General features: G+C 52.5%; 7 protein-coding genes, 1 tRNA gene and 1 pseudogene. 2 read left to right on the forward strand and 7 right to left on the reverse strand.

Going from position 1 to position 10,620, the window contains the following annotated elements:
- Window positions 1-51: 51 nt before the first annotated feature.
- On the forward strand, window positions 52-1,251 hold the full coding sequence (locus AACZ40_RS25445; protein WP_291171285.1) for a site-specific integrase: 1,200 nt from the start codon (window positions 52-54) through the stop codon (window positions 1,249-1,251).
- Window positions 1,252-1,282: 31 nt separating this feature from the next.
- Here the strand turns inward: AACZ40_RS25445 and AACZ40_RS25450 are convergent.
- Together AACZ40_RS25450 and AACZ40_RS25455 are read right to left on the reverse strand one after the other, a co-directional pair.
- Window positions 1,283-1,356 (reverse strand) — tRNA-Arg (locus tag AACZ40_RS25450).
- Between the two features lie 106 nt (window positions 1,357-1,462).
- A complete protein-coding gene (locus AACZ40_RS25455; RefSeq protein WP_291171283.1) occupies window positions 1,463-1,954 on the reverse strand; it encodes a DUF6717 family protein in 492 nt (163 codons plus the stop codon).
- 149 nt (window positions 1,955-2,103) lie between these two features.
- On the opposite strand from AACZ40_RS25455, the gene AACZ40_RS25460 reads away from it, so the two are divergent.
- Complete coding sequence (locus AACZ40_RS25460; RefSeq protein ID WP_291171281.1) at window positions 2,104-2,565, forward strand: hypothetical protein; 462 nt, start codon at window positions 2,104-2,106, stop codon at window positions 2,563-2,565.
- Between the two features lie 443 nt (window positions 2,566-3,008).
- On the opposite strand, the gene AACZ40_RS25465 is transcribed toward AACZ40_RS25460, so the two are convergent.
- The 5 genes and pseudogenes from AACZ40_RS25465 to AACZ40_RS25485 form a co-directional block, all read right to left on the reverse strand.
- The gene (locus AACZ40_RS25465) at window positions 3,009-3,866 is read right to left on the reverse strand and encodes a polysaccharide lyase (protein WP_291171279.1); all 858 of its coding nucleotides are present in this window, start codon (window positions 3,864-3,866) and stop codon (window positions 3,009-3,011) included.
- A gap of 470 nt (window positions 3,867-4,336) precedes the next feature.
- The gene (locus AACZ40_RS25470) at window positions 4,337-5,287 is read right to left on the reverse strand and encodes a universal stress protein (protein WP_291171278.1); all 951 of its coding nucleotides are present in this window, start codon (window positions 5,285-5,287) and stop codon (window positions 4,337-4,339) included.
- 372 nt (window positions 5,288-5,659) lie between these two features.
- Window positions 5,660-6,505 (reverse strand): site-specific DNA-methyltransferase, encoded by an 846-nt coding sequence (locus AACZ40_RS25475; RefSeq protein ID WP_291171276.1) that lies wholly within the window; start codon window positions 6,503-6,505, stop codon window positions 5,660-5,662.
- 68 nt (window positions 6,506-6,573) lie between these two features.
- A complete protein-coding gene (locus tag AACZ40_RS25480) occupies window positions 6,574-9,912 on the reverse strand; it encodes a HEAT repeat domain-containing protein (protein ID WP_291171274.1) in 3,339 nt (1,112 codons plus the stop codon).
- Between the two features lie 172 nt (window positions 9,913-10,084).
- Window positions 10,085-10,620: pseudogene (locus AACZ40_RS25485) on the reverse strand (hypothetical protein); the annotation flags it as partial.

The following is a 10,620-nucleotide window of genomic DNA, read 5'->3' on the forward strand; positions in this document are numbered from 1 at the left end:
GGACGACGAATACCATTCATGAAACGGACCATTTAAGGGAGAATCGAATCAATGGCGAGCGTAAAAGTAAATGTGATCAAACGAGACAACAGTGACAATTATTATGCCCGGTGGGTTGATCCGGTAACATTTCGGGAACGTCGCAAGAGTACCAAGACCAAAATCAAACGGGACGCGGAACGGTTCGCGCTCCGACTGGAGAAGGAAATCAACGAAGGCAGCTATTACGATCTGTCGAAAACAAAATGGGCAGACTTCAAGGAACGTTATGAAACTGAGGTTTTCCCCGGGTTCGCTGAAGATTCAGTGGTTAAGGCCAATCTCATTTTTAGGCACGTTGAAGCGATCATCAATCCGAATCTGCTAATACAAGTCGATGCCGATGCAATCAGTAAGATGGTGAAGGAACTGCGGGAAAGAGGACTTGAGGATGTGACGATCAAAGGATACCTGATCTATATCAAAGCAGCTCTGAACTGGGCGTATGAAATCAACATGCTTCCCAGTGTTCCAAAGTTTCCAAAGTTCAAGCGTATTCGAGAAGAAAAGGTGATGCGCGGGAGGCCGATTTGCTTAGAAGAGTTTGAACGGATGCTGGACGCCGTTCCCGGTGTCTGCGGAGAGAAGCAGGCCGATTCATGGAAGTTTCATTTGCGCGGATTGTGGTGCTCTGGGTTGCGTCTGAAAGAGTCTCTAAACCTGTACTGGGATCGTGAGGACAAACTGTCTGTTGATTTCTCTGGTAAGCGTCCGGTGTTCCGTATCAGGGCAGAAGCTGAGAAAGGCCATCGCGACCGGGTGTTGCCGATCGTTCCTGAATTCGCTGCTCTGCTGGAGGAAGTGCCAGAAGACGAGAGAACCGGCCCCGTATTCAATCCACAGGCCCGGAAGAGGCGAGCCGAACGAATGCTACCGTCAACGATATCAAAGCAGATAGCCGATATCGGGGAGAAAGCAAACGTTGTCGTCAGTGAAAAGGGGAATATCAATAAGGAGACAGGCAAACGAAAACCACGCTTTGCGTCTGCTCACGACCTGCGGCGTGCTTTTGGTCAGAGATGGTCACTCAAAGTGATGCCAGACGTGCTAATGCTACTGATGCGGCACTCTGATATTGATACCACAATGAAGTATTACGTGGGCAGAAATGCACAGAAAGCAGCAGATGTGATCTGGCAGGCCGATGCCGATTCTGTGACCAATCTTGTGACCAGTGACCAGGAAGAGGAAATCACTGAAGAAATCCAGTAGGATTAAGCCTACAAAAACAGGCGTTTGAGAGTACCCCCGGCAGGGTTCGAACCTGCGACCTATGCTTTAGGAAAGCATTGCTCTATCCAACTGAGCTACGGGGGCTGGAGGTGAGTCCTAATATAGTAGGGGTTCAGGGCTTTCGTCAAACGTCTGCTCTGCCGGAATTGAGAGTGACACCAAAAAGGGAGACCGGGCTCGCTGGTCCTGCTTATTTCAGGGGTTCGGCTTTGACATACAGATCTTTGGGAGCGGTCTCGTAATACTTGAACATGGCGGGGCAGATCCAGCCTTCCATCTCGGAATCGGAGAAGCGGTAGTAGTTGCCGTCCCCCTCGCCACGGAGCCAGACCAGTTTTTTTTGATACTGGGGGAACGGCTTTGCGGAAAACAGCAGTCGGAAGCCTGCATCAGCATCGGGTATGTCCTTGACGATCACATCGATCATTTCCGGAACGCCCGCCACGAACGGTTCCTGGACGAGTCCCGCAGAGCTGTCATCAAAGACCCAGGTCCCCTGGTGCCGATAAGGGGCGATGACCATAATCGCGTTTTCCCGGGGCAGACGGGAGACAAAGGGCGGCAGCTTGAGCTGCCAGGCGATTCCGACTCCGATCAGAATCAGTCCCAGCGCCAGCAGGCTCAGGCGCATCCAGTTTGTATGGGCGGATATTATTTGCTGTGGTACAGGTTCTTCAGACATGCGATCTTCCTGAGTCGGGATTTATCAGTTACCCGTTTCTATCAGTTTAACGGATTGTCCGCCGAATGCGAAAAAATTGTCTCACGTTCACGCGATTGCCGACATTAATTAAAGAGTTATATCTTATTTGAGTTGGAACAGAAAACGTGGTGAAACGCAAGTCAATTGAACCTGTGAATGTGAATCAGTGGATCGCCGCCTTTTGCGGGGTGATTCTGGGACTGTTGCTGGAAGCGATCATCGGCGGTTACTCCTGGATGGAAACCGGGCCGATGATCCGGTTTCAGAGTGGCGTCCGTCTGCCTGTCATTGGCCCCTTACTGGGCGGAGCACTGGCTTACCTGTTTGCATTGCGGTTCGGAGAGATCAAAATTCGGGGTGTGTTGAAGCATTCGATCATCGGTGCGATCGTCGGCCTGCTGATCGGCTATTTTCTGGGAGTCTGGGTGCTGGCGCCGCTGCTGGCACAACAGGATCCGCACTACAACTTTTTCAGAAGCAAGGTCACCGCCGGTTACACACGCTACTTTATCTTGAACGGGATGCCCGTAAGTGCGCTCGTTGGCTGTGCGCTGGGTGTAATCTATAGCGTGAAGCTCAAACGGCGTTAATGATATGCTATGCTTTCTGAAGCCAGAGCGCAGCCTCACCTTCAGGAAAGTCTGAATTCACTGGTGGGAAATCTTTCTGCCTGCGCTGACATATGTGTTGTGCATCGGCCCGGATGATGCCTGCCTGATCGATAATATTGGTACGGTATCCAATGCAACCTCTGAACGGATCATGTCTTTATACACGGAGAGAAATCAATTTCTGTTGATCAATAGAATCGGGTTGAACCAACAAAGATATACCGATCTTTTCTTAAGCAGTAATCGCCTACTCCCTGAAGTTTTGCTGATATGTTGAATGACTGCGAGTCAGATACGGGTACAAAACACTGCAACAGACTGACCCGGTCCTGCGAAACGTTCAACCGTTCTGCCGCTCAGGCTCCAGCAACCGCGAGGATCGCGACGACCGTCTATTGGAATGTTTTCTGCGCAGGGTATTGTCATTTCAATGATCGGATCGATATCTCTCGAAAGAGTGCGAATGAGGGCCTGCGTGGAGCCCACGTCTTGTCACCACCACCGTAAAAGGTCTCAAACAGCAGACTATCCACAGCAAGGTCGGTAGAGGCACGCCACTCCAGATCAGATCGCCTGACGACACGACGATATTCGCCCGACTCTTCATTGCCAATCCAGACGTCAAGTTGTCCATCACGACGGCCGGGAGTGTTCATCGTTACCCGCATTCGCACAAGAACTGGTTCACCCGTCGGAAAGCGATATTCCGCAGGAAATGGAAAACTCTCTCCATATTTCCTGGGCTGATTCATGTGGTACACATACGCTTCGCCGCGACCATCAGCACGCCACATGAGCCTTGCCGAAAACCCGTTCCTGCCATTCGCCGGGTTTCCCCCGGTGACGCTTTCCGGGCCACCACACAACCCCGGAAGCTTGCCGCCTTTGACCCAGTCGAAATCCCGACTGAACGTCAACCGGTACTTCAATTCGACACTATGTGATCTGGTAATCGGGTATCGCCAGCCGACTCCGCCTTTCTCGGGTCCGATTTCGCCAACCACATAGTCAACGCGATACGCCTTATCGTCCTCTGCCGTGACGACCGAAAGGTGTCTCTCGCTAACACCATCTTCATATCGGCACCCTGGCCAATCCTTCTTCCACTGGGCTACCGTGCAGACGCCAGGATCAGATCGTATCATGATTTGCTGAGTGTGTTGTCCGAGAGCCGGTTGGGCATACAGCACGGCGAGCAGCATACAGGAGAGAAGTGTCATGAACCGAGCAGGCACGGCCCGCATGACTCGCACATGTCCCGGATTCGCCAATGTCCTCATCGGTAACGCCGTATCAAGTAACCTAACTCCGGCAGACAAGCGATAAACCTCAGAACAAAAGACGTGCATGTCATCCTGAGAATTCCTCGAGGTCGATGATCGATTGAGAAAATCCTGGTTTTCCCATTGAGGTTGAACCCTATTGAGTCTGGAACCGCTCCAGGCAGATTTCGATACCCGTCTTAACATCGCGCCTCCCCATTCACAATTCTGATGATTTTCTGATGCGATCCGGAAGTGCATCGCTGACTCATAAGCACGCGGGAGCAGACTGGCAGCCGATTACATCATGAACAATGGAAATTCAAATTCCTACTTTGAATTTCAAAAATTCATTCTGCTTTCAAAATTGAATGAGTTGAGGCAGAATTGAGTACCAGAATTTGAGTGGTGCATTTGAATGGGGCGTTAAAAAACGCATCGCTGGTTGAAACCAGGATGCGTTGAGTTTTGGTTGAATTTCGTCCTGTTTACTCAGGCACGACGGGCGAAACGAAGTCGGCGGGTTTGAAGGTCAGGACGGAACAGTTGACTTTTTCCAGCATGCGTTCTGCGGTATTGCCGATGAAGAAGCCGCTGAGCCCACTTCGGGCCAGGGTTCCCATGGCAAGCAGGTTGACTTTATTTTCTGCGATGAAGGCAGGAATGGCCACTTCGGGCGAACCTTCCAGGACATGCACCTGCACGCCATAGGTGAGTGTGCGGAAGTCGGTCTGGGCCAGTTGCTCGTTCAACTCATTCTTGATTTCATCCAGAATCACTTTGGAGCTCTCCTGAAGCGTTTCCTCATTGACTCCCAGTCCTTGCAGCCGCTGGTCCAAGTTCGTATCAATCGCGTGAACCAGATGGATTTTCATGTCGGCCACCTGTGCGGCATTGACGACAAAGTTGAGGATATCCGTGCTGACTTCGCTCATATCGCTGGCAACAACAACCTCGGGAACATCCGGTTCTTCATCGACCTTTACAGCATATACCGGACAGGGGCACTGACGGAACAGGTTCATCACCGTGCCGCCGAACAGCCGACCGGTGAATCCATGGGGACGCGTCCCCACCAGGACCATATCGTGTTTTTCTTTGATGACTTCCAGAATAATTTCGCGCCACGGTGGCCCCAGGGCTACCTTGGAAGAACTGTCGACCCCCTTCTCTTTCGCCTGTTCAATCAGGATCTGCATGACGGCTTGCGCTTCGTCCGTCACGTTATTGTGCACGTGCTTTTTATCTTCCTCAAGCAGATGCCTGGTATGAGCTGACAGATCAATGGCAGCGAAAAACTCCAGTTTTGCATGGAACCTGCTGGCGGCCCAGATCGCACGTTCAACCGCTTCTGTAGTCTGCTCATTCAGATCGGAAGCGACAAGCCGATCCGCGTGGGTCAGATCGACACCAACCAGGATAGAATTAAGTGTTTGCATGGGATGATCTCTTGTTGTTTGCGATGCGTAATTCGTTTCTCTTCATACCATTATGACAAAAGTCTAATGCTGTTTCCAGTGGAGTGTCATTTTTAAATTTTGGGTTGATAGATATCACGAGAGTGCGACAACGGAGCACGTAAACAACACCTCCAACCCTCATATTCAAGCTTGACAAAGCACCAGGCTGAATTCCGCTTTCTTGAAACAGTATTTTTCTGCATCTATTAATAGTATACCTGACGATTCCAGGCGGGCATGTCAGCAAATCTGTCAGACATCCTGATTTCCGAATTTGAAACAGGAGTTATACAGATAACAGGATGAGAATTGCAATCGCGGTTAACCTGAGATCGAGACTGCAGGCGTTCATTATTTTGGCTTTTGCATCAGCACGATAAACTCATGGACTTTATTTACGCGAAAGACGGAAGGGTATCCCAGTGGTCTGAGATTATTATATTCCGCCTGGCGATTCCAGATGATCAGATCATCGTACAGAAAACCAAGCTCCTGCAGGCGGGTGGCCAGATCGCTGTGAAAGGGGAAAAAACGGCTCCGTTTACGCAGATCCATGACGATGGCACAGCAGTAGGCCCCCGGCTTTAATGCCGTCAGCACCTGCGAGAATACTCGGTTCAATTCATTCAGAAACTCATTGTAATCTTCGACGACCCCGAGATCCTGATCATGGTTGCCGTAATGACGCACATCCTTGTGATCCGCTGATCGACGCTGGTTTAAGACATTCCAGTAAGGAGGCGAGGTAATGCATAAATCGACGCTTTCCGGTGATACGTGTTCTGCTAAATTCAGAGCAGATCCATGAATGATGCGCGACCTGCATTCGGTCTGTTCGTCGGCTTCGAGACCCAGGGCATGCAGACGCTGCCGGGCCAGGTCGGCATAATCTTCTGACAGTTCCAGTCCGATTCCGGTTTTGCCCATTTTTTCTGCGGCGACAATCGTGCTGCCCGACCCGGCAAAAGGATCGAGAATCACTTGCCCCTGCAAGGGAAGAAATGTTTCGATGAGCCGTTCCACCAGCATTTCCGGGAAAATCGCGGGATGTTTCAGGCGAACTTCTTCCAGCGACTTGCGGATGTCGCTCCAGACGCTGATCGAATTCTGGATCCAGCGTTTGCCGTCCAGCGCGTTGTAGGGCGGAGGCAGTTGCCTGGTGCGTTTCTTTTTGGCTGGTTCATCAGAAGTCGACACGCCGAACTGGGTCTCCTGTGAAAACAGTAATCATGGTTACGTAGTGCTGCTGCCCCAGAGTACTCAATCTACAGACTTTGTAAATAGGCATTCAAATCAGCCAGGTCGGCAGGCGTTAAATCTTTCAGCAGTCCTTCCGGCATGAGCGAACTGCTTTTCTTGCTTTCAAAATCAATTTCGTCCGCCTCAATCCGGGTGGTCTGGTTATTGGAATTACGGAGTGTGAGCCCATCGACCGAGCGATAAACGACCAGTCCGGTGTAAACTTTCCCGTCTACAGTTCCCACGATGGTGGTCTGATAGCGGGGGGAGACATCGCGGTTAGGAGCCACAATCGCCGTGAAAAGATCTTTCCTGGAGAAGCGTTTCGCGACCCCCGCCAAGGCCGGCCCTAAGGCACTGCGATTTCCATGGCATTGAATGCAGGCCCGTTTTCGGAACAGTTCAGCTCCGTGTTCGCTGTTGCCAGCCTCCCAGTCGACCGTTTCCAGCATCGCATTTAATTTTTCCGTTTCCTCACCCCCCAGTTTAAAAATGCGGGCATACACTTCGGGAGACTGTCCGGACAACCAGTCCGACCAGGCTTGAATCAGGGCGCGCTGCTTTGTGGGGTCGGCGATATCTGCGGGATCGCCAATCTGTTGCCCGGTCCATTTCTGCAGGAGCGTGACAATCCGCGACTGCAGCTTCTGTTCCCGTTTATCATTGTCCATGCGACGAAGTGTGGCAAACAGCCTGATGGTTTCGTCCGGAGATGTGGGCGGCGTCAGTTTTTCCAGAGCAGAAATACAGGCTTCCAGAACTTCAATCTGTGACGAGTCCAGCCCTTCGAAAAATTTATCACGATCCTGTTCTTCAGGACTGGACGACAGAACCGCGAGTACCGCGGGCTGCAGTGCGAAGTTGTCGTAGAGATTACGAATCATTTCCCGATGCGCGGGTTTCTTTGACTCGCCAAACAGAAATACCACGTCGCTGGTCCACAGAAAATCGGGATCCGCCTCGATCTTCCGTTCAAACGCAGCAATCGCGGTTCCCAGCAACTGCCCCGGCAGCTGGCTCAGAAACAGCACGTGTCCGGGTAGACCAAAGCCGGGCTGTTCGACAATCTGGCGGGGAAGATCCGCGTCAATTTTCACCAGCTGTGCATACAGTTCTTTAAAACGATCATCCCAGTTTGTATCCTGCGGCAGTTTAAGGCGAAGCAGTTTCTCATCGATGGAGACCAGTGCTTTGGCGATTTTTTTCGATTGCGCAGTACTGCGGTCACTGGGAATACGAGCCGCGACGATCAGGTAATGAATGTCGTTTACCGGGTCTGAGTCATCGGTGATTTTTTCCAGGATGCGATCCAGCAGACGGGGATTGTAAGGTGCCAGCATCGACAGCGTCCGCGCCAGTTCATAATCGAGCACTTCGTGGCTGCTGGGAAACGCGTCCATCAGGCGGATGCGGATCGGATCGAGCTGACGTTCATATTCTGCAAGATCAACGCCGTTCGCATACCCGTCGAAAACCGCCGCCATTTTCGTAGGTGGCCCGAGATCACCGAGCCCCAGTTGAATCAGACGCAGCGCATCCAGACGCAGGTCAGTCTGGTAGTCACCTTCAAAAACAGTGATCCCGGTACGAACCGCGAGGGGCACAACGCCTCCCTCTTTAATAATTTTGGCATACGCCAGCGTGATCAGAGCCGCCCCATTGGAAGCTTCCACACGATCAGAAAGTGTTTTGAAATCCGCGGCGTTCAATGTGGCTGCTGCCCGGGCAGCCGACTGTCTGACATAGCGGGCAGTAGCGTCCAGCGTTTTCTGCAGGCCGGTCAGACATTCCCCCTGATTGACCTGGTCTCCCAGTTGCAGCAGCGTCTCCAGCGCAAAGCGGGCAACGAGTGGCGAATCATCCTGCAGCAGTTGATTCAACCATTTTGCTTTCTGCATAGACGGACCGGGATAGGCGAGAGACCATGCCAGCCGTGCGCGAACCCGTTCTGACCTGTCCTGCAGCAGTGGTTCAATCAGTGAGTCGGGTACTCCCCCCAGCAGTTCGGTAATGATTTCGATGGCCCGCACACGTTGCGCAGCGGAACGACCCGGATTCAAAGCGGCTTCTGAAAACGCTTCCGGCCTGATCGTTTTCACCAGCGGGAACCAGTTCTCTCGGGACCAGCTGCTGAGGGGCTGCGGAGCCGAGAGACAGGCATCCAGGGCGGGTAACGTCTCTGTTTCCTGAATCGTGTTTTCGGCAACTTCTGCTGAAGTCAGATCCGGTTTCTGCGCTTCGATCGGCCCGATGTATTCGATTTTGAATACAGAGCCGCGGGTACCGCGTCCCCCCACGCTGACATACAGGCAACCATCGGGGCCCACCGCAAGGTCGGTCGGTGCAAAGCCGAACTGCCCGACTCCCGTGATAAAATCAATGGGATCGCTGGCATAGCTGCCTTGATAGTATCGCATGGGGATCGCATGGACGCGGCCGAAAGTCCAGTCGGCGACGAACAGTGCCCCCTGATATTCCTGCGGGAACTGACGCTGCTGATAGCAGCTGACGCCGGTCGGTGAGCCTCTGTGAAAGGCAGCGATCGCCGGTGGCATGTCCAGAAACGAGTCGGGACGTTTCCAGCTGCGACTCCGCCAGCCTGCATTCGAACCGGGCAGCACATGAAACACACGCGTCGGCCGGTACCAGGGGAGCGAAATATCGCGTTCGCCATCACTGTCGTAAGTGAAGACATCGCCATTGGGATTGAAGGCGAAATCATACGCATTGCGAAATCCATCTGCGATTACTTCCCCCTGTGTCAGATCGGGGCTGAGCCGCATGAGTGTTCCCGCATAAGGTTTCTTCACGGGTGACGTTCTGCCAGTGATATATTTTTCATTGATGCCTGCGGTATTCCCCAGGAGCAGATACCAGTATCCATCCGGGCCACGCTGGATCGAGTGTGTATTATGTTCGCCACCGGTCCGGGTTCTCAAAAACACATCCGGTTTGCCGTCAGCACGATCGTCGGCGTTTTCATCTCGATAGCGAATCAGTCCCGCATCCCCGGTGCAGAGCAGATCTCTGCCGAGAAAATACATGCCCTGGGCCCCGGTAGCCGGACCATCTGCGTACTGCTGGAATGATTCGGCGACGCCATCCCCGTCGGCATCAATCAGAATGCGGACATAACCCGGTCCGGAAACGACCACGCGCCCCTGCGAGTCGATCGTCATGGAATAGATGTCGTGGGCCAGGTCATCGTCGGCATAGAGGGTGGCGCGAAAGCCTTCGGGAACTTTCAATCCCGAGAACGCTTCGGCTGCCGAAGTGGTATTCAGAGGGGCGAATACCGGTCCCGTCAGACAGACCAGTAACAGAATCAGGCGCTGGCCTGTAATACACGAGTCAGAAAAAGGCATGAGACCTCAGATAAGTTAAATAATAAAAATCTGCCGTCGATGGATTTCAAGGCGAGTTAATAACAGGTCAGGTTGATGGAAGGAACCTGACAGCCATCATAGTGCCTGAGTGCAGGTCAAGGCAATCCCGCTGTTTCAGATCGGCAAAAGTAGAACGGGAGCTTATTTACCGTTATTTACTAACTCGCCAGAATTCAGGCAGATTGTCCAGCGTCTCTGCCACGATTTGCAGAATCGCCTGTCGTTCCTGTACAGGAAATGCGGCGGGATCAACGTCCCAGGACTGTTCCAGTTCCGCAGCAGATGCGGCCAGGAACGTATGGATATTCTGTAAAATCCTGTTCCTGGCGGCCGAGGGCATCTTGCGGAAACTGTCTGTGTAAATCAGATAACTCAGCCGATAGCGAAACAGTTTTGTCTGCAGGTCGAAGTCTTTCAGCGACCGTCCGCTGGCATCACGTTTGCCCGATTGCTCAAACCAGGTCTGATAGTCGGTGGTGCCCTGTAAAGGCCCTGCGAGTGCTGCTTCATCGAGAAACAGCAGATAGCGAACCAGCTGCTGTTCTACATCCGACCGGAGCCCCAGTTGCTGTTCCATACTGGCACGGGTGATCAGATTGTGTGCGTGAACCTGATGATCGAGGATGAGGTGAGCCACCAGATCCGAATGTGGATGCAGGTATTTCGCCGTATCAACAAACTGATCGA

Origin of the sequence: uncultured Gimesia sp., assembly GCF_963972345.1 — a bacterium.
Classification (GTDB): Bacteria; Planctomycetota; Planctomycetia; order Planctomycetales; family Planctomycetaceae; genus Gimesia.